At 34.8% G+C, this 24,774-nt stretch carries 22 protein-coding genes and 2 tRNA genes; 12 read left to right on the top strand and 12 right to left on the bottom strand.

Annotated elements, in window-relative coordinates; translation table 11 throughout:
* Positions 1-510 precede the first annotated feature (510 nt).
* From thrS to rplT, 4 genes are all read left to right on the top strand, one after another.
* Positions 511-2,457 carry a threonine--tRNA ligase gene (gene thrS, locus BM296_RS10340; RefSeq protein ID WP_027064532.1) on the top strand — a complete coding sequence of 649 codons (1,947 nt, stop codon included), beginning with the start codon at positions 511-513 and terminating at the stop codon, positions 2,455-2,457.
* Between the two features lie 24 nt (positions 2,458-2,481).
* Positions 2,482-3,039, top strand: coding sequence for a translation initiation factor IF-3 (infC, locus tag BM296_RS10335; protein WP_081819372.1), 558 nt, complete (start codon positions 2,482-2,484; stop codon positions 3,037-3,039).
* Between the two features lie 116 nt (positions 3,040-3,155).
* Positions 3,156-3,353, top strand: coding sequence for a 50S ribosomal protein L35 (rpmI, locus tag BM296_RS10330; protein WP_027064530.1), 198 nt, complete (start codon positions 3,156-3,158; stop codon positions 3,351-3,353).
* Between the two features lie 97 nt (positions 3,354-3,450).
* Complete coding sequence (rplT, locus tag BM296_RS10325) at positions 3,451-3,795, top strand: 50S ribosomal protein L20 (protein ID WP_027064529.1); 345 nt, start codon at positions 3,451-3,453, stop codon at positions 3,793-3,795.
* A 36-nt stretch (positions 3,796-3,831) separates the two neighbouring features.
* Here rplT and BM296_RS10320 read toward each other — a convergent pair whose 3' ends face one another.
* Positions 3,832-4,110 (bottom strand): EF-hand domain-containing protein, encoded by a 279-nt coding sequence (locus BM296_RS10320; protein WP_091902903.1) that lies wholly within the window; start codon positions 4,108-4,110, stop codon positions 3,832-3,834.
* 32 nt (positions 4,111-4,142) lie between these two features.
* Positions 4,143-4,565, bottom strand: coding sequence for a secondary thiamine-phosphate synthase enzyme YjbQ (locus tag BM296_RS10315; RefSeq protein WP_027064527.1), 423 nt, complete (start codon positions 4,563-4,565; stop codon positions 4,143-4,145).
* Positions 4,566-4,659: 94 nt separating this feature from the next.
* Between BM296_RS10315 and BM296_RS10310 the strand changes: the two genes are divergently transcribed.
* Positions 4,660-5,454 carry an HAD family hydrolase gene (locus BM296_RS10310; protein ID WP_091902902.1) on the top strand — a complete coding sequence of 265 codons (795 nt, stop codon included), beginning with the start codon at positions 4,660-4,662 and terminating at the stop codon, positions 5,452-5,454.
* A gap of 47 nt (positions 5,455-5,501) precedes the next feature.
* On the opposite strand, the gene BM296_RS10305 is transcribed toward BM296_RS10310, so the two are convergent.
* Positions 5,502-6,473 (bottom strand): helix-turn-helix domain-containing protein, encoded by a 972-nt coding sequence (locus tag BM296_RS10305; protein WP_177214944.1) that lies wholly within the window; start codon positions 6,471-6,473, stop codon positions 5,502-5,504.
* Positions 6,474-6,621: 148 nt separating this feature from the next.
* Between BM296_RS10305 and BM296_RS10300 the strand changes: the two genes are divergently transcribed.
* Together BM296_RS10300 and BM296_RS10295 are read left to right on the top strand one after the other, a co-directional pair.
* Positions 6,622-9,039, top strand: coding sequence for a TonB-dependent receptor (locus BM296_RS10300; RefSeq protein ID WP_091902900.1), 2,418 nt, complete (start codon positions 6,622-6,624; stop codon positions 9,037-9,039).
* 20 nt (positions 9,040-9,059) lie between these two features.
* Complete coding sequence (locus BM296_RS10295) at positions 9,060-10,421, top strand: hypothetical protein (RefSeq protein WP_091902899.1); 1,362 nt, start codon at positions 9,060-9,062, stop codon at positions 10,419-10,421.
* 112 nt (positions 10,422-10,533) lie between these two features.
* Here BM296_RS10295 and BM296_RS10290 read toward each other — a convergent pair whose 3' ends face one another.
* From BM296_RS10290 to tgt, 6 genes are all read right to left on the bottom strand, one after another.
* Positions 10,534-11,796 (bottom strand): asparagine synthetase B, encoded by a 1,263-nt coding sequence (locus BM296_RS10290; RefSeq protein WP_091902898.1) that lies wholly within the window; start codon positions 11,794-11,796, stop codon positions 10,534-10,536.
* Positions 11,797-11,960: 164 nt separating this feature from the next.
* Positions 11,961-13,511, bottom strand: coding sequence for a replicative DNA helicase (gene dnaB / locus BM296_RS10285; protein WP_027064522.1), 1,551 nt, complete (start codon positions 13,509-13,511; stop codon positions 11,961-11,963).
* A gap of 166 nt (positions 13,512-13,677) precedes the next feature.
* Complete coding sequence (locus BM296_RS10280; protein WP_027064521.1) at positions 13,678-14,631, bottom strand: acetyl-CoA carboxylase carboxyltransferase subunit alpha; 954 nt, start codon at positions 14,629-14,631, stop codon at positions 13,678-13,680.
* Between the two features lie 49 nt (positions 14,632-14,680).
* Entirely contained in the window at positions 14,681-15,580 is a 900-nt protein-coding gene (locus BM296_RS10275) for a DMT family transporter (RefSeq protein WP_027064520.1), read from the bottom strand.
* A complete protein-coding gene (locus BM296_RS10270; RefSeq protein ID WP_027064519.1) occupies positions 15,567-16,649 on the bottom strand; it encodes an LptF/LptG family permease in 1,083 nt (360 codons plus the stop codon). The genes BM296_RS10275 and BM296_RS10270 overlap by 14 nt, the downstream gene beginning before the upstream one ends.
* A complete protein-coding gene (gene tgt / locus BM296_RS10265; RefSeq protein ID WP_091902999.1) occupies positions 16,649-17,779 on the bottom strand; it encodes a tRNA guanosine(34) transglycosylase Tgt in 1,131 nt (376 codons plus the stop codon). Before tgt ends, BM296_RS10270 begins: the two co-directional genes overlap by 1 nt.
* 238 nt (positions 17,780-18,017) lie before the next feature.
* On the opposite strand from tgt, the gene BM296_RS10260 reads away from it, so the two are divergent.
* Entirely contained in the window at positions 18,018-18,608 is a 591-nt protein-coding gene (locus BM296_RS10260) for a porin family protein (protein WP_091902998.1), read from the top strand.
* A gap of 72 nt (positions 18,609-18,680) precedes the next feature.
* Here the strand turns inward: BM296_RS10260 and BM296_RS10255 are convergent, their stop codons facing one another.
* A complete protein-coding gene (locus BM296_RS10255) occupies positions 18,681-19,640 on the bottom strand; it encodes an FKBP-type peptidyl-prolyl cis-trans isomerase (protein ID WP_091902897.1) in 960 nt (319 codons plus the stop codon).
* A 78-nt stretch (positions 19,641-19,718) separates the two neighbouring features.
* Here BM296_RS10255 and BM296_RS10250 point away from each other — a divergent pair, with 78 nt between their 5' ends.
* The gene (locus BM296_RS10250; protein WP_091902997.1) at positions 19,719-20,147 is read left to right on the top strand and encodes an RNA-binding S4 domain-containing protein; all 429 of its coding nucleotides are present in this window, start codon (positions 19,719-19,721) and stop codon (positions 20,145-20,147) included.
* 48 nt (positions 20,148-20,195) lie between these two features.
* On the top strand, positions 20,196-20,693 hold the full coding sequence (locus tag BM296_RS10245) for a phosphoribosyltransferase family protein (protein WP_091902896.1): 498 nt from the start codon (positions 20,196-20,198) through the stop codon (positions 20,691-20,693).
* On the opposite strand, the gene BM296_RS10240 is transcribed toward BM296_RS10245, so the two are convergent.
* The gene (locus BM296_RS10240) at positions 20,685-21,209 is read right to left on the bottom strand and encodes a shikimate kinase (RefSeq protein ID WP_317041485.1); all 525 of its coding nucleotides are present in this window, start codon (positions 21,207-21,209) and stop codon (positions 20,685-20,687) included. The genes BM296_RS10245 and BM296_RS10240 overlap by 9 nt on opposite strands.
* Positions 21,210-21,340: 131 nt before the next feature.
* On the opposite strand from BM296_RS10240, the gene BM296_RS10235 reads away from it, so the two are divergent.
* Positions 21,341-21,416, top strand: a tRNA-Lys gene (locus BM296_RS10235).
* Between the two features lie 95 nt (positions 21,417-21,511).
* A tRNA-Lys gene (locus BM296_RS10230) sits at positions 21,512-21,584 on the top strand.
* A 123-nt stretch (positions 21,585-21,707) separates the two neighbouring features.
* Here the strand turns inward: BM296_RS10230 and BM296_RS10225 are convergent.
* On the bottom strand, positions 21,708-24,770 hold the full coding sequence (locus tag BM296_RS10225) for a tail fiber domain-containing protein (RefSeq protein ID WP_091902895.1): 3,063 nt from the start codon (positions 24,768-24,770) through the stop codon (positions 21,708-21,710).
* Between the last annotated feature and the right edge of the window lie 4 nt (positions 24,771-24,774).

Genomic DNA, 24,774 nt, shown 5'->3' with positions numbered 1-24,774 from the left:
ACCGAATCTCTCGATTCCTTCGCTTCGTTTCCCTTAGGTGTTTCCCTAAGCGGCTGCAAATATACAACTGTTTTTTAACCTGACAACTTTTATCGAAAAAAAATATTTTTTCTTTTTTCCCAGATCAAATCAACATATACATGAACCTTTTTCCAACTCCCGATTCAGAACTAATCTTCCTCGTTTGCGGGGTGCAAATGTACACACTATTTCTAAATACACAACTACTTTTAAAACAAAATAAACAAAGTTTTTTGCACCAACACACAACACCTTTGTTTACAGGTTTTTACAACTCCGGAATAATATTACATCACCGCTTTTTAATTATAGATGCAATACCGAACCACTATTGACCTATCATATATATGACAACTTCACCCCCCCTACAACCCTATGCAACATGGAATACATCTACCCCAAAAAAACCAAAAAGCAAATCATAACACCATTCTATTGTAGACGTGGATAGTTCATATTATCTTTGCACCCCTATAATATGTAAGACAAATGATTAAAATTACACTACCCGATGGATCGGTTAAGGAGTTTGAAAAAGGAACAACCCCTATGGAGGTTGCAAAAAGCATTAGCGAGGGATTAGCCCGTAATGTAATTTCAGCAAAATTCAACAATACCATTGTTGAAACTGTCACCTCATTAGAAACTGACGGCAGCTTAGTATTATACACTTGGAATGATAAGGAAGGCAAAACTGCTTTTTGGCATTCTACCTCACATATTGTAGCACAAGCTATAGAAGAACTTTATCCTGGAGTAAAATTAACAATAGGTCCAGCGATAGATAACGGATTCTATTATGATATAGAACTCCCAAATGGCTCTATATCTGACAAAGACTTTCCTGCCATTGAAAAAAAGGCAATAGAGATAGCTCGAGGCAAGCATGAATATAAAATGAGAGAAGTATCAAAAGCTGATGCTTTATCCTTTTATAAAAAGCAAGGAAACGAGTACAAAGTAGAATTGATAGAGAATTTAGAAGACGGAACCATAACGTTTTGTGATCACGATACATTTACAGATTTGTGTAGAGGTGGACATATACCTAATACAGGTATTGTAAAAGCAATCAAAATTTTAAGTGTTGCCGGTGCATATTGGAGAGGAAACGAAAACAATCCTCAACTTACCCGTATATATGGTATATCCTTTCCAAAACAAAAAGAGCTTACAGAATATCTTGAGCTTTTAGAAGAAGCTAAAAAGCGTGATCATAGAAAATTAGGCAAAGAATTAGAACTATTCACTTTCTCTCAAAAAGTTGGTCAAGGTTTACCTTTATGGCTACCTAAAGGAGCAGCATTACGTGAACGACTTGAGCAATTTCTGAAAAAGGCTCAAAAGAAAGCTGGATATGAAATGGTAGTTACACCACATATTGGTCAAAAAGAACTTTACGTTACTTCTGGACATTATGAAAAGTATGGTGCCGATAGTTTTCAGCCTATACACACCCCTAAGGAAGATGAGGAGTTCTTGTTAAAACCAATGAACTGCCCTCATCATTGTGAAATTTATAATGCAAAACCTTTTAGCTATAGAGAACTTCCAAAAAGATTTGCTGAATTCGGTACAGTATATAGGTACGAACAAAGTGGAGAACTCCATGGACTTACAAGAGTTAGAGGATTCACTCAAGATGATGCACATATTTTCTGTACACCAGATCAACTTGACGAAGAGTTTAAAAATGTTATTGACCTATCCTTATATGTTTTGGGATCATTAGGTTTTGACAACTTTACCGCACAAGTATCTGTACGCGATTTAGACAATCCTGATAAATACATTGGATCAGTTGAAAACTGGGAAAAAGCAGAACAGGCCATAATAAATGCCGCCAAGGAAAAAGGGCTGAATTATGTTATAGAAAGTGGGGAAGCTGCTTTTTATGGTCCTAAGTTAGATTTCATGGTAAAAGATGCCTTAGGTAGACAATGGCAACTAGGTACAATTCAAGTAGATTATAATTTACCAGAAAGGTTTGATTTAACTTATAAGGGCAGTGATAACGAATTACATAGACCAGTAATGATTCACCGTGCTCCCTTTGGAAGTATGGAACGTTTCATAGCATTATTGCTAGAACATACAGGTGGTAATTTCCCTTTATGGTTAACCCCTGAACAAGCTATTATTCTTCCTGTTAGCGAAAAACATGAAAAATATGCTGAAAAAGTTTTAAAATCCCTAGAAAATAACGAAATTCGCGCCCTTATCGATAGTAGAAACGAGACTATTGGCAAGAAAATACGAGAAGCAGAAATGAGTAAGATACCATTTATGCTTATCGTTGGGGAAAATGACGAAGTCGCAAACACGATTTCTGTACGTAAACACGGAGGTGAAGACTTAGGAGCGATTGACGTAACTATGTTTACAGACTTGGTCAACAAAGAAATAAATAGTACCTTAAAGACGTTTAAAGAATAAAAGTTTAATTAAAATTATTTAGTCATAGCAATACGTAAAAGATTTCGACCACAACCTAGAAGGGAAAATAAGAATCCCCACAATATCAATGAAAAGATAACGGCCCCAAAAGTTAGGTTGGTAGGTGACAATGTTGAAGTAGGTGTATATCCTTTTCCTCAGGCTCTTGAGAAAGCAGTAGAATTAGGTTTGGATTTGGTGGAAATTTCACCAAAAGCAGATCCTCCTGTTTGTAAAATAATGGAGTATAAAAAGTTTTTATACGAACAAAAGAAAAGGGATAAAGCCATGAAAGCGAAAGCTTCCAAGGTTGTAGTAAAGGAAATAAGATTTGGTCCTAATACAGATGATCATGATTATGACTTTAAAAAGAAGCATGCCGAAAAGTTTCTAAAAGAAGGAGCTAAATTAAAAGCGTATGTATTTTTTAAAGGTCGTTCTATAGTTTATAAAGATCAAGGTGAAATTTTACTATTAAAACTAGCTTCTGAATTAGAAGAATTAGGAAAGGTAGAACAGATGCCTAAATTAGAAGGTAAGCGTATGACCATGTTCATTGCCCCTAAGACTAAAGGAAAGTAAAATAATAATTCGGCTTAGCTCTGCTACCGAATGTATTTATAAAATACTAAACGCTGCTTGCAATTGTGGGCAGCGTTTAGCATGCAAAGTGAGATTAATATATAAACTAGGAGAAAATGCCTAAACAAAAAACAAAATCCAGTGCTAAAAAGCGTTTTAAGCTTACAGGTACAGGTAAAATTAAAAGAAAGCACGCTTTTAAGAGTCACATCTTGACTAAAAAGTCTAAAAAGCGTAAACTAAAGTTAACACATGATGGTTTAGTTCATCAAGCAGATGTTAACAGTATTAAAGAGCAGTTACGTTTAAAGTAAACTAAGTTCTTTAAAAGGTAAAATTATTAACCATGGAGTTAGGCCATAAAAGTTCCTTAAAATAAAGAGGGCGCCTACTACAAAAAATTAGAAAAAAATGCCAAGATCAGTAAATGCAGTAGCTTCAAGAGCCAGAAGAAAAAAGGTAATGAAGCAAGCCAAAGGTTACTTTGGAAGACGTAAAAACGTTTGGACAGTAGCCAAAAATGCGGTTGAAAAAGCAATGTTATATGCTTATAGAGACCGTAGAAACAAGAAAAGAACTTTCCGTTCATTATGGATTACCCGTATTAATGCAGGTGCCAGACAACACGGAATGTCTTACTCTCAATTTATGGGAAAAGTAAAAGCTAATAACATAGAACTTAACAGAAAAGTTCTTGCAGATTTAGCAATGAACCACCCAGACGCCTTTAAGGCAGTTGTAGATCAGGTAAAATAAATTAATAACAATCTCACTTTTTGAAAAATCCGATTCTCACGAATCGGATTTTTTAATTTTAGCAATGGCCAATTTAAATTCTTCCCAGTCTATTAATTCGTCACCATTTTTATCATATCCTTCTATAAGCTTTGACCTTACAATACCTCTAATAAATCCGCTTATTTCAGCATCCTTCAATAGCTTTACTATCTCTCCTTTTGTAAGTTTCTGATCATTATCCTTATCAAAAAAATTAAAAGCCATTTCAGGTGTTTCAAAATGATTAGCAATGAGTATTTGTATCTTGTTTAATATAGATTCTTCAGTTGTCATAATTCCTTTATTTTTATTGACCTTAATTTAAATCAAATTCCCCATAATGTCAATACAAGGTTTCTACCTGAGGCATAATTTCTGTGTTCACACAGGTAAATTCCTTGCCATATACCCATGTTTAATCTACCATTAGTCACCGGCACTTGCACAGATGCTCCCATTAATGAAGATTTAATATGCGCCGGCATATCATCTGATCCTTCATAGTCATGTTTGTAATATGAGGCATTTTCCGGAACTAAAATATTAATATGCGATTCAAAATCTTCTCTTACAGTGGGATCCGCATTCTCATTAATGGTAAGACTTGCAGAAGTATGTTTTATGAATACCTGAAGGAAACCGTTATTTATTTTTTCTATCTCTGGTATTTTTGAAACAATTTGATTTGTAACAATGTGAAACCCTCTTGAATATGAAGGTAGAACTACCTCTTTTTGAAACAACTTCATCATATATAATTAATTAAATAAAGGTAAAACTTTAAGCTATACCATCCCCTTGTTAACCGGCATTCAAATATCTTTGCTGCAAAATTTAATGTATATGGATTTATCAAAGATAAAAATGGTTGTTTCTGATATGGATGGGACTCTTTTAAACTCACAACATGAAGTTAGTGACCAATTCTTTGAACTCTTTAAAGGGTTAAAATCTCAAGGTATAACCTTTGTAGCCGCAAGTGGCAGACAATACAATAGTATAATTGATAAATTATATACTATTAAAGATGATATCATTGTAATTGCAGAAAATGGAGGTTTTGCCATGAAACAGCAAACTGAGCTTCTAGCTACGCCACTAGACAAACATTACGTTGAGGATATACTGAAAACACTTGATAAAATACCAGGAATTCATCCTGTTATTTGCACTAAACATAAAGCATACCTAACCAACAAGTCTAACGAATTTGTCGAAAAATTAGCTGAATATTATACTGAATTTGAAATAGTGGAACATCTATCTAACTTCAAATCTGAAGTGATTAAAATTGCTATATATCATTTTGAAAGTTCTGAGCAACATATTTATCCTTACGTAAAACACTTTGAAGATAATTTGAAAGTAAAAGTTTCTGGAGAAAATTGGTTAGACATTTCAAGTATGAATGCCAATAAAGGATACGCATTAGAAAAATTAATGAAAAGCTACAATGTTGGTTCAGATGAGATAATGGTATTCGGTGACTACAACAATGATCTAGAAATGCTCGCCTTGTCTGAATTTGGCTTTGCCATGAAAAATGCTCATCCTAATGTAAAGAAAATTGCCAAATACGAAACTTTGAGTAATGATGATAATGGTGTTGAACATATTCTTAAGATGCTAATTAAATAAATTTTCCATTCAATAAAAATTATAAAACAACTGCAAATAAAACCGAATTACTCAACCGCAGGTTTTAGCTCACTTGGCAGATACCCCATAGTTCTTTTAAAGGCAGTAGTAAAATGTTGTGGATTAGCATAACCCACTTCGTATGCTGCAAATGCAATGGTTGCGCCGTCTTGCGTAATTAAAGATTTGGCAGCCTCCATTCTCAACGCAGTTATATATTTGAATACAGGAACACCATATACTTTTTTAAAATCTCTTTTTAATTTTGTAGTATTAAAACCAGCTATGTCTGCTAAGTCTAAAATTTTTAATGGTTCCTTGAGGTTATTTCTTATGTAAGCCTCAACTTTCACCAACGCCAAATAATCTGAATTCAACAATTTTATATTGTTCTTGGAAAGTTTAGAAGTCTGTCTACCCAGTAGAAAATCTATTAATAGTACCGTAAGCTTACTTTCTAAATATGTTTTTCTGATCTCGCCTTTATACGGACATTGTATAATCTCATTTATCTTGCTTCGAATGTTAGGAGGTATAAATTTACTTTTGTCCCATAATACAAATGAATTAGAATTGACAATAGCCTCTTTTAATTTCTTAAAAGAATTTTCAAATTCAGTCCCTAAAAGATTTTGTAATAGACTAGGCTTAACATAAATCTCAAACAACTTAGCGTTACTCTTAAAGAAAATATCTCTACCTTCTGTTGTTGGATAATAAAACATATTGCAGTGATTTTCTGGAATTTGTACCAAATATTTTATATGTCTTAAAGGTTGATAATTGTAAGCTCCCTCTAAAGAAAAATGAAATTTAATTAAATGTTCATCACTCGTTACACAAATCTCAGAATCAAATTGTTGAATTAATTTTGTATTAGAAAAGTCTGCGCCTCTTATAAATGAAGTATTATCCTTGGTTGTCACCTCTACTTCATTGAACTGCACAGAGTTATTAATGTAGCCGTTTTCAAACAACTCCTTTACCCTTATTTCTTTACGTAGCAACTCTATATTCATATACATTTTCTATCGCAAAGCATTACTTCCTTTCGCGTATGTTTAAATTCCTTTCTCGGCACTTCCCTTTTCAATCCTGCGTTAGATTTGCAAAACTAATTTATTTAGACTAAATCTTAATAAACATTAGTAGCTTTTTTAAATTCAAATGAAAAACTTCTTAACGGCAATTCTTTTAGTATTATTTACAACTGTTCAAGGGCAAGATATTTTTAGTTCAATTTCAGGGACAGTAAAAGACACATCGGGCACTCCATTACCTTTTGCAAGTGTTCTTATAGAAGGCACAAAGCTTGGTGTTCTCACCAATGAAAATGGGTATTTCACTATTAATAAAGTACCCAAAGGAGAGCATAAGCTAATTGTATCCTTTGTTGGTTATACTACACGCTTTAAGACTTTTAAGCTTAGTGAAAATACCAGATTAAAAGAGATAAATTTCACCTTGCAAGAATCCACAGAAAATTTAGATGAAGTAACCGTAAAAGGTAAAACCAAAGAAACCCAAATTGAAACCAAGGGTTTTGCGGTAAATGCAATAAATACGGAAGAAGCTAGCTTAAGAAATATTCAAACCAATGAATTATTAAACACTACAGTAGGAGTTAAAATTCGCCAAAATGGTGGACTCGGTTCAGAAGTCACCTATAGTTTAAATGGGCTATCTGGAAACTCAGTTCGCATATTTATCGACGGAATCCCTATTTCTACTTATGGAAACTCATTTAACCTTAACAGCATTCCGCCTTCAATGATTAAAAATATTGAGGTTTACAAAGGTGTGGTACCTGTGCATTTAGCAGATGATGCTTTAGGTGGGGCAATAAATATAGTGCTGCATAACGATGCAAAAACAAATTTCAATGCTTCTGTATCTTACGGATCGTTCAACACTTTGCAAACTAATGTTAATGGATTATATCGTTTTGAAAAATCAGGCTTTACCGTTAAAGCATCTCTTTTCCATAACTATTCTGACAATGACTATAAAGTATCAGGTAGAAGTGTTGTTGTTACAGGTTTAGGAGGCGTACAAACACCTATAACAGCAAGAAGATTTAATGATGCTTATAGATCTACTGGAGGGAGAGCCGAAATTGGTTTTACTGATGTAAAATGGGCAGATCAATTTTTTATAGGCATTACCGGTTCTGATGATTATAAAGAGGTTCAGCACGGAGCCTTTATGACTATAACACCTTACAAGGATAGATTTTTAGAGTCTGATGCGCTATTGGGAAGTATAAATTATCAAAAGAAAAATCTATTCACCAAAGGACTTGATGTTTCCGTAAACGGTTTGTACGGAAAAAGAAACCGTGTAGTTAACGACACTGTTTCTTGGGCATACAGCTGGAACGGAGAACGAGCAATAGATTTTAGAGGAAATGAATATCAATATACATGGCGTTCTCAACAAGAGGGCGGTCCTACCCTAGCAAAAATTAAAAGAAATGTAGCTTCAATTAGAACTGGGGTATCATATGCTATTAACGACAATCATAAATTAACTGTAAATCATGTATATAGCGGAATTGATAGAGAAGATAGTGATGCCCTAAGATCTGTATTGGAAAACACCTTCCTTGGCACAAGAGATTTACATAAAAACATCTATTCTTTATCCTATGAAGTAACCGCATTCGATGAAAAGTTAAAAGCAAGTCTATTTGGAAAACATTACCAGCAAAAGACTGTTAGTGTAGATCCTGCTATAGAAACTGATTCTAGCGGAAACGATGTAATTGTTGATGAAGTTGTTAGTAGCAATAAGAAATATGACGGGTATGGTTTTGCTGCTTCATATGAGCTTGTACCAAACATAACACTTTTGGCATCTGCAGAAAAAGCTATTCGCCTACCCAACGAAACAGAGGTTTTTGGTGATGATGGAGATAACGTAGTTGCCAATTCTAGCATAGACCCAGAAAGTAGTGATAACTATAATCTTGGGTTCCGATTTGGCTCTTTTAATATCAAAAAACATGATTTCACTGTTTCTACAAACGTTTTCACAAGAAATATTAAAGATAGAATTGGTCTCCCTATTGAAACGTCATTAAATGTCGATGACGAATTAATTGTTTACGTAAATCAAGGTAGTGGTACGTCTAAGGGTATAGATGCTCAATTTAATTACTCTTACAACAAAAATTTTGGTCTCAACTTTAATGTATCTCGTTTCGATTTAAAAATTATAAATCAAGGAATTGAAATAGATGTTCCAAACACTCCATTCTTTACCATGAACGCAGGGCTACGATATTTCTTTAAAGATGTAGTATTAAAGAAATCTCAATTAAATCTTTTCTACAATGCTTATTTCACTGATGAATTTTCATTCTTAACCTCACAGGGAACTAATACTGTTGGAAATGAGTTTTTTGAGGTTCCACAACAACTATCACAAGATATTGGACTCAGTTACACATTCCCTAACAAAAAGTTTGTCATGAGTTTTGACATCAAAAATATATTTGACAAACCAGTCTACGATAATCTATCTGTACAAAAACCAGGTAGGGCTTTTTATGTAAAATTAAATTACGCAATTAATAAATTTTAATTATTTAAATAACACCTAAGATGAAAAGAACTTTTCTAAACATTAAAACCTTTGCTGCCATTATATTAACAGCTAGTCTAATGACTGCATGTAGTAGTGAAGATGATACAGTTGTAACTCCAGAACCAGATACTGAAGAACCGGAAACAGAAGAACCAGAAGAACCAAGATGGATAACTGTAGCTGCTGCTAAAATGGGTGACAACCCTGGTGATGGTAACGGAGGAACCCTAATTTATTCTGTAACTAGTGATGATGCAAAAGACCCAGCTGTTTCTATAGCGCCTTTTGAAAACGGTTTTATTGCACCTTCTAACAGAACGGCAAGATTGCAATCATCTGAAGATGGTAATACTATTTTCAATATTAGCTACGCAGGAGATACTGGTGGAAACTATACAAAATATACTGTGGAAGGCGGACAAACTTTTACACCTTCAGGTTCAGAAGTAAGTATAGCTCCCTATGTAGGTACTGCTCCAAGATGGATAAAATTATTTGATGGAGACCAAACCGGTGCTGCTGTTTATGTAAACACGGAAAATGAATTTGATGAGAATGACAATTATACTCGTACAGAAGCAACAATTGGTGTTGTGACTTTAGATTTAGTGAATTCTTCCATAAAAGAATTTCAAGAACATAGTGTTGCCCTAAGTGATGAAGAGGAAGCAAACGGTTATTACATCTCTAGAATTGATATGCCTACTTTAAATGAAGCTGGAGACAAATTATATATTGGCGCTCGTTTAAGTAAAGTTGACCCTGCAACTGCAGAAAGTGATAGTGATTATGAGATTTTAGGTTCTAAAACTATCATATTAGATTACCCATCTTTACTTAATCCTTCTGTTATTACTTCTACTGTTGGTCACGGTAACACAAATGGATACCGTAGCATTAATTCTTTCGAATACAACGGTAGCGTATATCAAGCTAACCAAAGCGATCCAGAAGGATCTTATATCTTAAAAATTGGTGCCGATAATGAATATGACAATACTTACGACTTTAATTTAGATGATGCATTAGGAATTGAAGGTGCTTATATTCTTGCCTGGAGACCAGCTGCAAATGGTAAAGCTGTATTAGCTTACCGTCATGATGGTTCTGCAGAAGGTGTTGCAGGTGCTCAAGGATTTTTTGCATTGGTAGATTTAAATGCTAAAACGGCAGTTAAAATTGACGCTATTCCTTATGATCCAGATTTCTACTTATTCCAATACCAAGGTTTTGTAGTTGACGGAACAGAAATTTATCTTACTCAAGGTGCAGTAGGAGAAAACGGAAACATCTATGTTGTTGAAACAGAAACAGGTGAAGTTACCAAGGGTGCTGAATTAGTTAATGTTGCTGGTAGTCACTTCATAGGTGTATTCTAGACCAGTAATTATTCCGGATTCATCTCAAAAATAAAAAGCACTTATTAAAAAACCGTTGTCAAAATTTAGATTTTGACAACGGTTTTTATTTACATCGACTTTAAAAATATTATCAAGTCTTTTGCTTTTTCTTTTTTGCAGCCGGAAACAACACATTATTTAAAATTAAACGATATCCCGGTGAAGTAGGATGCAACTCTAACTCCGTTTTTGGGTCACCTACCCTATGCTGATAATCTTCAGGATCATGACCTCCATAAAATGTAAAAAAACCTTTACCCTTAATTCCATGAATATATCTTGCTTCTTCGTTTATCTTATTTTCACCTAACACCAAAACAGTTGGTTTAATTTGGTCTCGTGTAAAAGCCGTAGTTTGCCCCATAAAACCTTTAACCAAAGAAGTATGGTTTTGACATAGCATTGTAGGAACAGGATCCCATTTTGCGGAAAAATCCATCAACGAAAAATAATCGGATTCTTTTGGTACATTCCCTCTTTTATTAGTCATATCGATTGATGAAAACTCATATTTCAAAGGGCTTCTTTCCAATATAAAATCTGTAAAAGCAAAAGTTTTATTATAGTCTAAATTTGCCTGATAATTAGGGTCAGAAGCATCACCATCAAACATTGGCTCTACAATATCAATTCCGTCAGCAGCTAATGCAATATCAAAACTATCTGTAGCAGAACACATAGCAAACATGAATCCGCCACCAATAACATAATTCCTAATTTTTAATGCAACGGCTCTCTTTTCTTCAGATACTTTATCATACCCAAGTTTATTAGCAAGTTTCTCTGCATTCTTTTTCCCTTCTATATACCAAGGTGTTGCTCTGTAAGCACCGTAGAATTTACCATACTGCCCTGTAAAATCTTCATGGTGTAAGTGTAACCAATCATATAAAGCCAATTTATCTCCTAATACTTCTTCATCATATATAGTGGTATATGGTATTTCCGCATACGTCAATGCCATAGTCACCGCATCATCCCACGGTTGTTTGTCTTTTGGAGAATAGACCGCTATTCTTGGTGCTTTCTCAAGTATAACAGCATCTTGATTCTTAGAGGGACTACTAATCTCATCTAAGATACCGTTTGCCTGTGCATCTGATAAAATTTCAAAGCTAACTCCTCGTATTTGACATTCTTTACGTATACTTTCCCCATCCGGAAGTAAAAAAGACCCACCACGATAATTTAGTAGCCATTGTACCTTTTGCTGCTTAGCCAAAACCCAATATGTAATGCCATAGGCTTTTAAATGGTTTTTTTGAGTATCGGAATCCATCGGAATCAATATGGATGACGCAAATAGCTGCACTGATAAAAGAAGAAAGAATACTGATGATACAATTTTAGACATATATTATATTCAAGACATTAACTCAAAGATAAAGTAAAAACTTTGGTCGCAAATTGGGTTATCGTTAAAGGTATTGTAAAGTGATATTCCAGAAAATAGATTTACTACAAACGCAAAAAGTCTCCACTAATGGAGACTTTTTAAATATATATTTATACTACAGTTTAAAAAGGTACATCATTATCCTCATCTAAATCTGGACTACTATTCATGCTACTACCAAAGGCATCATCAGCACTTGGTAAATTTTTAGTTGCAAATGGGTTCTCTTCATTAGCATTCATTTTCGATTGGAATTCGAATGGAGAGTCAAAATCATCAAGGTTATCAAACTTACCTTGGTTACCAATAAACTTCAATCGAATATTCTCTAAACCACCATTACGGTGTTTTGCTACAATAAATTCTCCCTGACCTTGAGTTGGTGTACGTTCTTCATCATCCCACTCTTCAATCTTATAGTATTCTGGTCTATAGATAAACGAAACAATATCGGCATCTTGCTCAATTGCTCCAGATTCCCTCAAATCCGAAAGAATAGGCCTTTTACTACCTCCACGTGTTTCCACGGCACGAGATAATTGAGATAATGCAATTACAGGCACATTCAATTCTTTAGCGAGAGCTTTTAGGTTTCGAGAAATTGTAGATATTTCCTGTTCCCTGTTACCTCCTTTTTGACTACCACCAGCTGTCATTAACTGCAAGTAATCAATCATGATCATTTTTATACCATGTTGAGAGGCAAGACGCCTTGCCTTTGCACGTAAATCGAATATAGATAAAGACGGCGTATCATCAATGAACAAAGGAGCCTTCTCTAAAGTTTTCACTTTTACGTTCAGTTGCTCCCACTCATGCTTTTCTAACTTACCCGTTCTTAATTTTTCTGAAGACAGTCCTGTTTCAGAAGAAATTAATCTAGTAATAAGCTGTACCGAGGACATCTCAAGTGAAAAGAAAGCTACGGGTGTATTTGTATTTACAGCCATATTTCTAGCCATAGATAAGGTAAATGCTGTTTTACCCATACCAGGGCGTGCAGCAACAATAATTAAATCACTTGGTTGCCAACCCGAAGTAAGCTTATCTAATTTATCGAATCCTGAGGCAACACCACTCATCCCCTCTTTACCGGCAATTTCTTCAATTCGCTTTTTAGCTTGTATCACCAAATCTTGCGCAGTCTCGGCAGAACGTTTTAAGTTACCTTGGGTAACATCATATAATTTTGCTTCGGCAGTATCTAACAAATCAAATACGTCAATCGCCTCATCATATGCCTCCTCGATAATTTCACCAGAAATTTTAATTAAACTACGTTGAATAAATTTCTGAAGAATGATACGTGCATGAAATTCAATATGAGCAGATGATGCTACTTTTTGAGTCAATTTTATCAAATAAAAATCGCCTCCACAAACCTCTAATTTACCCGCTTTCTTAAGTTGTGACGAAACGGTTAATAAATCAATTGGTTGCGACTCTTCAAAGAGTATAAAAATAGCCTCATAAATAAATCTATGAGCGTCTTTATAGAAAACATCTGGGTGTAAAATATCTATAACTTCATCAACACCTTTTTTATCTATCATCATAGCACCCAACACAACCTCCTCTAAATCAATAGCTTGTGGCGGAATCTTACCTTTTTGAAGGCTTATAATATTAGATTTGTCAATCTTTCGAGCGACAAAGGGTTTCGTGTTCTCCATAGTGCGAAAGTATACAATTAACCTTTAGTTAACGTGAAAAACATCAGTTTCGATGTTCACAGTTGACTAACAATTGACTGTTAATAAGTTACGATTTTCTGTTGATAACATAAAAAAACCGAGGAATAAAATCCTCGGTATATTTTTAATAAGCCTAAAATGCAGATTAGCCGTTAAAAACGCCCATTTGTGCATATTTATCCATGCGCTGATTTACCAGTTCTTTTGGTGATAACTTTTGCAAATCCTCAAAATGAGAGGAAATTTTATTTTTCACTGTATCAAAAGTCTTTTCTCTGTTAGAGTGTGCTCCACCAGCAGGTTCTCTTATGATTTCATCAATAAGTTTCAATTTTTTCATATCGGTAGCCGTAAGTTTCAAAGCTTCAGCAGCTTTTTCCTTATACTCCCAACTTCTCCATAAAATAGAAGAACAAGATTCTGGTGAAATAACGGAATACCAAGTATTCTCAAGCATTAATACCTTATCACCTACACCTATACCTAATGCACCACCAGACGCTCCTTCACCAATAATTACAACAATTATAGGCACTTTAAGGCGTGTCATTTCAAGAATGTTTCTAGCAATGGCTTCTCCTTGTCCTCTTTCCTCTGCTTCAATACCTGGGTAAGCACCCGGTGTATCAATTAAACAAACTACAGGAACTTGAAATTTTTCGGCAGATTTCATTAAGCGCAATGCTTTTCTATAGCCTTCTGGGTTTGCCATACCAAAATTACGATACTGTCGAGTTTTAGTATTATATCCTTTTTGCTGACCAATGAACATATAACTCTGATCACCAATTTTACCTAAACCACCGATCATAGCCTTGTCATCTTTCACAGTACGATCACCATGAAGCTCCAAGAACGTATCACCACAAATAGCTTTTATATAATCTAATGTATAAGGTCTATTTGGGTGCCTAGATAATTGTACGCGTTGCCATGCAGTTAAATTCTTATAAATCTCTTTTCTAGTATCGGCAAGTTTCTTCTCAATCTGTTTACATGTTTCTGTAACATCAACATCACTTTCCTCTCCAATTACCATGCACTTGTCCAATTGCTCTTCCAGTTCTTTAATAGGAAGTTCAAAATCCAAATATTCCATATTTCAATAAAGTTTCTTTAGTTGCGGCTCAAAGATAAAACTTTAATACCTAAATCTTGGGTACCCTTTTTTTAATATTTGCTCTTTGTTTCAAAATACCGTTGGCAATGACCGTAGTGAGTATAATTAAGGCTCCAACATAAAACATTGGTTTCATTTCTTCGTCAGAGCCAAATATGAACCAAGCCAATAGAATACCGTAAACTGGTTCTAAATTTGTAGTCAACATCACCGTATAAGGAGTTAAAACACGCATTATCTTTACAGATGCGATAAATGCATAAGCAGTACAAATAAGTGCTAATACAAGCAAGTACATCCAATCCATACTTGGTAATGTCACTAATGACAAATTCCAATCTCCTTTAACTATCAAAATTATAGATAAGAAAACAACACCTACCCCCAGTTCATAGAAGCTAATTACAGACGGTTTATGATTTTGAACCAACTTACCGTTTATTAGGGAGAAAACCGCTGCTAAAAAGGCAGATATCAATGCTATCGTCATGCCATACACATATTCCGTCTCTACTTTAAAAATTAAATAGAGACCCACAACCACCATTAAGCCAAAGAATATTTCGTAGCCAATAATTTTACGCTTGTACCAAAATGGTTCCATTAAGGCTGTAAAAAAGGCTCCTGTAGACATCATTGCAAGCGCTACTGAGACTGTAGAAACTTTAATCGCCAGAAAAAAAGTTACCCAGTGCAGAGCTACAACAATACCACCACCTATTAACCACCAAAGTGTTTTTTTTGAAACCTTTAAACTAAACTTCGCAATTAAAATATAAACGGCGATAAATAGTGTAGCCAATCCCATTCTTATCCAAACCAATGGTAATGAATCTATGGTAATAAGCTTTCCTAAAATGGCTGTAAAGCCCCAAATAAAGACTATAAAATGTAAATGTAGTAGGTTTAGATTTTTATCTTTTTGCATTTTGAAGTAGATAAAATGCTAAACATCCAAAAACTACATTAGGTATAATTACAGCAAGTAAAGGCGAAAAGCCAGACTGCTCCGCTAATACTCCAAATACCTTATCAAAAAATATAAATATAAATGCGATCAATATACCGAATGCCAAATTTGCTCCCATTCCACCACGTCTTTTAACGGAGGAAACGGATACCGCTATAAGTGTTAGAATAAATGCAGTTAGCGGTAATGCCCAACGCTTGTATTTAACTAAAATATAAGTATTTATGTTAGATGCTCCTTTTCGTTTTTGATCTTTTATAAACGTATCTAGCTCAAAAAGATTTTTTGTTTCAGCTACGTAAGATACTGGTGTTAGGTCGCCAATATCAAAAGCGAATATGGTATCTAATCTTCGTTTACTTTCTATAAAAGCGGTGTCCCCAAATACGGTTCGTTTTTTGTAAGATGTAAGTCTGTAATTAGAGTCTTTTTCTACCCAGCGAATATTTGCGGCAGAAATTTTAAAATCAAGTTCATTATTCTCATTAAAACGCTCAAAAGTAAAGTTATGCCCTAGCTGTCTTGCCGGATCAAAACTACTTACATAAATGAAATCAGTTTCATTAAGTTGATTGAATATATTGTTAGTAACCCTATCTTGTTTCCCCTTTTTAAGGTATTTGTACTTAAATTCATTAAAGCCCACACTTGCATTGGGCACAATAAACATGGTCATAAAGAACATTAAAACAGCGATCATAGATGCACCAATAATGTACGGTCTTAAAAAACGACCATAAGAAACTCCAGAACTTAAAATGGCTACAATTTCAGTATTGTTTGCCAACTTGGACGTGAAAAATATAACCGAGAGGAATAAAAAAATTGGGAATAATAGATTACCTATATAAATAGTAAAATTTACATAATACATTACAATTTCATTCAACGGTGCTTCATTATCGATCATTTTACCGATCTGCTCCGCTAAATTCACCATAATACCTATGGGAATAAATAACAAGAGCATTAACGAAAACGTCGCCAAATACCTTTTAAGAATGTATTTATCTATTATTGATAGCATTATAGCCTTTTATCCATTTGTTTAACCATAATATCTTTCCAAGCTCTAAAATCTCCCGCAATAATATGTTTACGAGCTTCACGCACCAACCACATATAAAAGCCTAAGTTATGAATTGTTGCTATTTGTTTACCTAAATATTCATTGGCTGCGAACAAATGTCTTAAATATGCCTTTGAATACTCACGGTCTACAAACGTAGTTCCCATTTCATCTAAAGGGGAAAAATCATCTTCCCACTTCTTATTTTTAATATTTATGGTACCATGTGCCGTAAACAACATTCCGTTTCTAGCGTTTCTTGTAGGCATCACACAATCAAACATATCTATACCCAGCGCTATATTCTCTAAAATATTAATTGGAGTACCTACTCCCATAAGATACCGTGGTTTATCTTCCGGTAGAATTTCACAAACCACCTCGGTCATACCATACATTTCTTCTGCTGGTTCACCAACAGATAGTCCGCCAATTGCATTGCCTTCTGCACCCGCGTTTGCAATATATTCTGCAGATTGTCTTCTTAAGTCTTTATAGGTAGATCCCTGTACTATCGGAAAAAACGTTTGTTCATAATCATATTCAAAAGGTGTTTTTTCCAAATGATTAATACACCTGTCTAACCACCTATGTGTCATATGCATTGATCGTTTTGCATAATTATAATCGCAAGGGTAAGGTGTGCATTCATCAAAAGCCATAATAATATCAGCTCCAATGACACGTTGAATTTCCATTACATTTTCAGGTGTAAATAAATGCATAGACCCATCTATATGAGATTTAAACTTAACACCCTCCTCCTTTATCTTTCTATTTGCTGAAAGAGAATATACTTGATACCCGCCACTATCGGTAAGTATGTTTCTATCCCATCCCATAAATTTATGAAGTCCGCCAGCCTTTTTTAAAATTTCAGTTTTTGGACGCAGGAATAAATGATAGGTATTACCAAGGATAATATCAGGATTTACTTCTTCTCTTAATTCTTTTTGGTGTACGCCTTTTACAGAAGCAACCGTGCCAACGGGCATAAAAATTGGAGTTTCAATAGTACCATGGTCAGTTACCATAGTTCCTGCCCTAGCTTTTGATTGAGTATCGGTATTGTGTAGTGTAAATTTCAAAATTTCTAAATCTAGCTGCAAATATAATGAACTGAGTTTGGGAAAAACTTAATAAAAAGCAAAGATGTTTATGAAACAATGAAAGCAACATGTTCAAAATTGTAACTTAATAAAATTGAGATTGACCCAAAAGCAATGATAAACAATAAAGATATTTTACCTCCGTTCTGATGGTATAACGAGAAATGGAACATTTGGTATCGTATTTGCTACTTGTTCCACCTAAACAACAATGAATATGAAAAAAACAATTTTAGTTGCCTTTATGGCACTCTCTGGGTTTTATGGGGTAGCACAGAGCGATTCGGGATTCGGAATTAAAGGAGGATTAAACTACAACGCAAACGGAGATTATTTTGAATCTGCCGGTGATGCCGCGAGAAACCCTGATAGAAATGTGGGATACCATGTTGGTGTATTTGGAAAATTTGGAGCTTCTAAAGTTTATGTAAGACCAGAATTGGTGTATACTAAAACAAAGTCTGATTATGACGGAGCCGATTTTGACATGAGTAAATTAGATGTTCCTGTCCTTTTAGGAATTAATCTAATTGGACCGCTACATGTATTTGCCGGACCTAGCTTTCAATATATTTTAGATACCGAGTTTGACGGTGTTACTATTGATGATGTAGAAAATGATTTTTCCGTTGGGATGAATATTGGTGCTGGTGTTAGTTTTGGTAAACTTGGATTAGATTTACGTTATGAAAGAGGATTTAGCAATAATGAAGCTTCCTTCATAAATACCAATATAACTAATATTGGTCCTAGCAGAATCGATACAAGACCAGATCAATTGATATTAAGTTTGTCTTTGGCACTATAAACACAAACTAACAAGAAATAAAAAACCTCTTAAGAATTCTTAAGAGGTTTTTTTATGTTTTAAAGTGATTTACTATAAGTCATTATCAAGATGATCAGGTGTACCATCACCATCTGTATCTAAGAACCCTACAAAATTACCATCTGCATCTAGTTCTATTTCATCAATGGTTAAAATTCCATCATTATCATCATCGTTATCATTAAAGTTAGCCAAATACACAGAAAAACCTTCAGATTCATCATCCGTATTATCGTCATTTAAATTTCCGTTACCATTTAAATCTTCTAAAATTGAAGGAATACCATCGCCATCAAAATCGGAGTCTGGCTCATAAGTCATGGCGTCAACTTTGAAAATTAATGGAGAATATGAAGGTACATCAGAATTTGGCGATGAATCAAAATACGCTAATGCTGCAGGCATAAAAATAGCTCCAATACCATAATCCTCATAACTTACTGTTCCATCGCCATTTTCAAAAGGACCGGTTCCTGTTTGAAAATTTTTCATTCCATTTCCAAAACCCCTTACTACAGAAGAAAGGTTAAAACGCACCGGTTGATTTGTAGAAGCGTCGAAAAGAGTACCATCTAACAACAGACCTTCATATCTAAGTATAGAGAAATCCCCTATTGTTGGTTTACCATCAACCGCACCTTGTCTCACAACTAAAGTATACAACGTTTGGTCAATAATCTCGTTATCATCTGCTCTTCCTAAATTCTCAGAATCAACAGAAATTGTTTGCGTAATTAAATTTGGGTGGTCAAAAATTGAACGTTTTGTACTGTTTTCACCTGCAATGGTATCAAACCTAATTTTAAAATCGAAACCCTCTGGTGGTGTTTCAAACTCTTCTTCGTTAAAAAAATGTGTTTTTAAAAATTCTATAATTTCGGCATCGTCCTCAACAGTAACTTCACTTAATAACCTTGGCGGCACAACTTCTCCAATAGAATCATCATCCTTCTTACATGAACTTATTATAAGTAAGCCAGCTATTAGCAAATAGACATTTTTCAATTTCATCAATAATATATTTTAAACGCGCAAGATACAATTTTCCCCTATTTTTGTTTGGAAGTTAACAAAGAAATACAACCTGTAATGCGCATAGATAAATTCTTGTGGAGCACACGATATTTTAAAACGCGAAACATAGCCACTACTGCCTGTAAAAAAGGGCATGCAAAAATTAATGGTCTTACCGCTAAACCTGGAAGGGAAGTATTCCCAATGGATCAAATTGTAGTGCGCAAAAATCAAATAGATTATAAATTTACGGTTCTTGACATACCACCAAGTCGCGTTGGTGCTAAATTAGTTGACATCTATAGAAAGGATACGACACCAAAAGAAGCTTTTGAGCATAACGAGCTTTTACAGTATTCTAAAGATTACTATCGCAAAAAAGGAATTGGTAGACCCACCAAAAAAGACAGGAGAGATATTGACGATTATTTGGAGACACCTTCTAAAAATGATGAAAGTAAAACTGTAAAACCCGATAATAATAGTAAAGAAGTTGAAGATTAGCCTAAACTTTTAAAAACATACTTATCTTTATTCTTTTAAGAACAATACATGGAACAAACCATACTTACACACCAACAGATTCAGCATAAAATTGAACGAATAGCTTATCAAATTTATGAAGCAAATGTTTCTGAACAGGAAATTATTATTGCTGGTATTGAGGGTGGTGGACTTCAGTTTGCGAAGAAAATCGTAGCTAAGCTTAAAAAAATTACTGAGGCTAAAATTGTTCTTTGTAAGCTAACGATGGACAAGAAAGATCCATTATCAAGTGGAGTTACCACATCAATACCAGATGAAGAGTTTACAAATAAATCTGTAGTTATAGTAGATGACGTGTTAAATTCTGGCACAACCTTAATTTATGGCGTACATCACTTTCTAAAAACTCCTTTAAAACAACTTAAAACTGCGGTATTAGTGAATAGAAATCATAAAAAATACCCAGTAAAAGCAGACTACAAGGGAATTTCATTATCTACCTCATTACAGGAGCATGTAAATGTTCATTTTGAATCCAAAAATGACAGAGTGTACTTAAGCTAGTTTGTTTATTATCATTTCTGCAATCTCCGTAGGAGTATTGTTATTACTTTTTATTTTTTGATGTGCTTGATTATAGAAGAAGCTTCTTTCAAATAAATGTTTACCTATAAACTCGGTCAGTTCTTCATCATGTAGATGAGAGATCATAGGACGATGACTTTTCTCTTTTAACAAACGATTTGTAAGTTCGTTTATACCCACATTTAAGTAAAAGGAATTAGCAGTTTTATCATTTACCAACCTCATATTATCACCAAAACAAGGAGTACCACCACCAAGAGAGAGAACAAAACTGTCATCAGTTGAAAATATTTTATTTAAATATTCAATTTCTTTTTTTCTAAAATATATCTCCCCTTTTGTATCAAAAATAGAAGCTATAGACATATTCTCATTTTCCTCGATATAATCATCTAAATCTAAAAAATTAATATTCAAATGATTAGCAACTATTCTTCCTACAGTTGACTTTCCACTTCCCATATACCCTACCAATACTATTTTCACATTTTTCATTTGTACAAAATTGGACTAATTAATACGTTTTTCAAAAAAAAATAAATTTATCTTGAAAAGGGTTTGTTAAATAAAGTAATCGACTTATATTTGCACCCGCATTGAGGGAATTGTTTTCCGAATTTGCTTTTGACCTGGTAGCTCAGTTGGTAGAGCATCTCCCTTTTAAGGAGAGGGTCCTGGGTTCGAGCCCCAGCCCGGTCACCAATAAATAGTAGCCTCTTCACCAAAAAGAGGCTTTTTTATTTAAGCGTTCAAACTTATTTTATAAGTAATTAACGCTAACGTTCTTAAGATTTTTTGACCTGGTAGCTCAGTTGGTAGAGCATCTCCCTTTTAAGGAGAGGGTCCTGGGTTCGAGCCCCAGCCCGGTCACTTTTAAACCTTCAAATATTAATTATTTGGAGGTTTTTTTGTTTTAGCCTGTTTGCTGAAAGTAATATTGAAATTAATTTAGGTATAATCTTTTGCATCATTTATTAAAACAAAAAAACTCAACTATTTTTCGATTATAGCCTCTAACCTGACTAACCGTTCTTCTAAATTTAGTATTCTTATTTCTTGCTCTTCAATTATAGCTTGTTGTTCTTGAATGGCTTTTATAGCAACCACACCAAATCCTGAGTAATTAATCCCTAACAATCCATCATCTTCACTTTTAGTAACAAGTTCAGGAAACAAAGGCTTCACATCTTGCGCTATAAGTCCAAGAGTTTTTGTTTTTGTTGTATCTGCCTTGTAAACATATGTCGATGGCTTAAGTAGAAATACTTTATCCAAAACACTTGGTAACCGTTGTATATCAGTTTTAAGTCGTCTATCAGATCCAACGACATAAGCCCCTGTATTAGCATTTATAAGACCCTTGAAAGTATCTCCGTAATGAAATCTTAATGAAAAGCCATGGGTAATATGCCAATCTTCATTAGTACCACCATCACTAAAACTAAGGCCGCTACCCACAGATTGACCAGCTTGATTAATAGTTAATCTTGCAGAAGGGTTACTAGTATTGACACCTACCCTACCATCGCCTGTAATTGTCATTCTATTCCCTCCTCCTTGATCATTATTAAAATAAAAATTGATTTTGCTATTTTGTCCACCATTGAATCCATCTTCACCCACACCCGCTATATGCCAAAAAGCATCACTCTCTGTATTTTTAAATTCTAACCTGGCGTAATCATTCCCATCCTCTTCTAGTTTAAGTAAGGGCTTGGTTATCGTTGAATTATTGAGAACATGAACCCAAGAAGAAGTATTTAAAATACGCCCAAACTGAAATTCCCCCCCTTGAAGCATCCTAAAACGTGTTAAAAAAGAACTAGACCCGTCTAACTTAGCCTCTAACTGCAAATCTGCCCCTTGTAAACGGGTACTATACCGCCATTGATTACCGTTATTTGGAAAACCAAGTATTAGTCCCCCTAAATTTGTCTGAACAAAGAGATTCCCTCCAATATGCATTTTCTTTTCAGGATCGCTAACACCAACACCTACATTTCCACTAGATTTATATATGTTATCTTCATCTTCCTCCCAAAGAGAACTTTCTCCACTACTCGTCCCAATCATCAAATTTCCGTCAGCATCGGCTACTACATTGCGCTCGCCTAGACCGGCCAACTCAGATGAGCGAATATCACCATCAACATGGAACTTTGCAGAAGGAGTTAATGTTCCAATACCAACATTTCCATCATTTGTAATAATAAATCGGCCAGTTCCATTTGTACCCAATCGAAGTGGCCCATTTTCTTGATTCGTAATTGTTGCCGTAAACCCTAAGCCTAGGTCATTTATCAAGCCAATATACATACCGTCATTTGAGCCATCTCCAGTATCTACTGTTGTATAAATAGAATTACTCTGATAACTATTGGTATGAATTTGATGTATTGCATTAGGATCTACCAGACCAATACCGACATTTCCGCTATCAAAATAAATATCACCTCCATTTGCGTTCCAAAGAGAGCTTCCTCTACTTCCAATTTCATCGGTACCGGCAACCCATTTATTTGTTACTCCGTCCCATTTGGCTACTTGACCATCTGCCGTACCCTCGAGTCCGCTTATATTCGTGCCATCACCTAAAAGTAATCCGCTTTCACCTGTAACATCAACATAATCATTTAAATCTACCGAGCCTGTGCCATCTTCAATACTCAATACATCACCAGTCATAATCAGACCTTGATCATCCGTATCCACCAATCCGCCCGAGGCCAATTCTTCAATTGCTGCCTGAGTATCTCCTGCAGTAAGACCTGTACCTGTATTATCAAAAGGAACCTCTGAGGCATTCTGGTCATCCGTGCCACCTGGCGGAATAATTGCGGATAGATCAACTCCAGTACCATCAGTAATTTCAAGTAATGTTCCTGAAAGCGATAAATTCTGATCATCCGTATCTACTAACCGACCAGAAGCCAATTCTTCAATTGCTGCCTGAGTGTCTCCTGAAGCAAGACCTGTACCCGTATTATCAAAAGGAACCTCCGATGCATTCTGGTCATCCGTGCCTCCTAGTGGAATAATTGCGGATAGATCAACTCCAGTACCATCTGTAATTTCAAGTAATGTTCCTTTAAGGGATAAATTCTGATCATCCGTATCTCCTGACGCACCCGAAGCTAATTCTACGATAGCAGCCTGCGTATCAACTGCGGCAAGACCTGTACCCGTATTATCAAAAGAAACCTCCGAAGCATTCTGATTATCAGTACCTCCTGGCGGAATAATTGCGGATAAATCTAAAGTAGATCCATCTGAAATACTTAAATCTGTTCCAGAAAGGCTAATATCTTGTAGCTCGTTAGTGGAATCTGTATCATCATCAGCACCTCCTACTCCAGTAATTACAAGTTCATCTAAAGCATCTTGAACATTAATTGCCGTTAGTCCGGATTCCGAATTATCAAACGGTACTTCTACTGCATTTTGAGATTCTCCACCACCAACAACCCTACTATCAACATAAGTCTTGACAGCTTTTTGTGTTGGTAAAATATTACTACTGTTTTCTAATAACGTTCCATCATCAGATATTTCGTTCACAGCATTACCATCGTTTAATGTAAACTGGCCAAAAACTTTTAAATCATTGGTAACACGGACTTCTCCTATATTCTTATTCGCTATAGTATTTCCGTCAACAATCCACTGATCACTACCTGAAGTTATCGCGTACGGTACTGCCATTAATTCGGTCGTACCCAATTCTGAACCATTAAAAGAAACCGCTACAAATGAAGCTTCTCCCCATGGTAAATTCTCATAATCACCACTATTACTGATTCCGCTACCAATTTGCAGACTAAAAACACCATTTATATCTGTTGTAATAAAATGACTTTCTTGATATTGAATAGGAGCATTGGAAGTTCCAAATTTTAAAGCAATACCGATTTCAACAGACTCTTCAACCATTAATTCATTATCAGCATCTCTTACAACCCCTTGATAATTAATATAATTCTTTTGTTGTGCATTTAGTATAAAAGAGCCACACATCATGGCAACTATTACCAGTACTGAAACGTAATTTCTTTTCATAGTT

The sequence above is a fragment of the Maribacter stanieri genome (assembly GCF_900112245.1).
Taxonomy (GTDB): domain Bacteria; phylum Bacteroidota; class Bacteroidia; order Flavobacteriales; family Flavobacteriaceae; genus Maribacter; species Maribacter stanieri.
Note: the sequence above shows the minus strand (reverse complement) of the source record. Positions and strands in the feature narration are given on the sequence as shown.

Excerpts from the sequence above, each read along its gene's own strand:
- BM296_RS10305 (WP_177214944.1), bottom strand. The coding sequence starts at position 6,473 with ATGAATATAGAGTTGCTACGTAAAGAAATAAGGGTAAAGGAGTTGTTT.
- BM296_RS10245 (WP_091902896.1), top strand. The coding sequence starts at position 20,196 with ATGGAACAAACCATACTTACACACCAACAGATTCAGCATAAAATTGAA.
- BM296_RS10295 (WP_091902899.1), top strand. The coding sequence starts at position 9,060 with ATGAAAAGAACTTTTCTAAACATTAAAACCTTTGCTGCCATTATATTA.
- BM296_RS10275 (WP_027064520.1), bottom strand. The coding sequence starts at position 15,580 with ATGCAAAAAGATAAAAATCTAAACCTACTACATTTACATTTTATAGTC.
- BM296_RS10320 (WP_091902903.1), bottom strand. The coding sequence starts at position 4,110 with ATGACAACTGAAGAATCTATATTAAACAAGATACAAATACTCATTGCT.
- thrS (WP_027064532.1), top strand. The coding sequence starts at position 511 with ATGATTAAAATTACACTACCCGATGGATCGGTTAAGGAGTTTGAAAAA.
- rplT (WP_027064529.1), top strand. The coding sequence starts at position 3,451 with ATGCCAAGATCAGTAAATGCAGTAGCTTCAAGAGCCAGAAGAAAAAAG.
- dnaB (WP_027064522.1), bottom strand. The coding sequence starts at position 13,511 with ATGGAGAACACGAAACCCTTTGTCGCTCGAAAGATTGACAAATCTAAT.
- BM296_RS10290 (WP_091902898.1), bottom strand. The coding sequence starts at position 11,796 with ATGTCTAAAATTGTATCATCAGTATTCTTTCTTCTTTTATCAGTGCAG.
- BM296_RS10240 (WP_317041485.1), bottom strand. The coding sequence starts at position 21,209 with ATGAAAAATGTGAAAATAGTATTGGTAGGGTATATGGGAAGTGGAAAG.
- BM296_RS10315 (WP_027064527.1), bottom strand. The coding sequence starts at position 4,565 with ATGAAGTTGTTTCAAAAAGAGGTAGTTCTACCTTCATATTCAAGAGGG.
- BM296_RS10250 (WP_091902997.1), top strand. The coding sequence starts at position 19,719 with ATGCGCATAGATAAATTCTTGTGGAGCACACGATATTTTAAAACGCGA.
- BM296_RS10310 (WP_091902902.1), top strand. The coding sequence starts at position 4,660 with ATGGATTTATCAAAGATAAAAATGGTTGTTTCTGATATGGATGGGACT.
- BM296_RS10300 (WP_091902900.1), top strand. The coding sequence starts at position 6,622 with ATGAAAAACTTCTTAACGGCAATTCTTTTAGTATTATTTACAACTGTT.
- BM296_RS10270 (WP_027064519.1), bottom strand. The coding sequence starts at position 16,649 with ATGCTATCAATAATAGATAAATACATTCTTAAAAGGTATTTGGCGACG.
- rpmI (WP_027064530.1), top strand. The coding sequence starts at position 3,156 with ATGCCTAAACAAAAAACAAAATCCAGTGCTAAAAAGCGTTTTAAGCTT.
- BM296_RS10260 (WP_091902998.1), top strand. The coding sequence starts at position 18,018 with ATGAAAAAAACAATTTTAGTTGCCTTTATGGCACTCTCTGGGTTTTAT.
- BM296_RS10225 (WP_091902895.1), bottom strand. The coding sequence starts at position 24,770 with ATGAAAAGAAATTACGTTTCAGTACTGGTAATAGTTGCCATGATGTGT.
- BM296_RS10280 (WP_027064521.1), bottom strand. The coding sequence starts at position 14,631 with ATGGAATATTTGGATTTTGAACTTCCTATTAAAGAACTGGAAGAGCAA.
- BM296_RS10255 (WP_091902897.1), bottom strand. The coding sequence starts at position 19,640 with ATGAAATTGAAAAATGTCTATTTGCTAATAGCTGGCTTACTTATAATA.